1 protein-coding gene is annotated in these 483 nt (G+C 49.1%); it reads right to left on the bottom strand.

Annotated elements, in window-relative coordinates:
- The coding region (locus C5471_RS23630) for a contractile injection system protein, VgrG/Pvc8 family (protein WP_278250198.1) at positions 1-483 on the bottom strand (483 nt) is incomplete at both ends.

Below are 483 nucleotides of genomic sequence, written 5' to 3'. Positions count from 1 at the left end.
CGCCCGTAACTTTCGAAAATGTGAAATGGCGTGCTATTTTCTGCTTCATAATCGGTGGCGTTATGCTGCAAAGCATAATTGGGGTTGTGGTAATTCCGGTCTTTTTGAGTGATGGATTCAGGGCGCATGTGGGAGCCAAAAGACCATCCGGAGATAACATTTTCATCTGTTGCGTCGGTGACATCTGGGTTGTAAATCAACGTATCCGGTGCCCTCATGTGTAAGTGGCTGTCGCTCACATGGAGCCCATCATCGGCGAACCAGAAGAAAATCCCCTCTTCCGCTGCCAGGCGGGTGAAGAAATCATAGGAGGATTCCCTTTTCATGGTGGTGTATTCCCGCACTGAGTGCGGGTCATTAAAACGTATATTGGCCTGGAGTTTTTTCTGTTTCAGCAGGCTGTGTAAAATGTCGGGAACACTGAGCTGGTGATAAATACGGCTGTCCTGATCCAGAGTCAGCAGCCACATTTCTGGCCTGACG

This window comes from Photorhabdus tasmaniensis, from assembly GCF_011189505.1.
Taxonomy (GTDB): Bacteria; Pseudomonadota; Gammaproteobacteria; order Enterobacterales; family Enterobacteriaceae; genus Photorhabdus; species Photorhabdus tasmaniensis.
The sequence above is the reverse complement of the archived record's forward strand: the minus strand, read 5'-3'. Positions and strand labels throughout refer to the sequence as shown.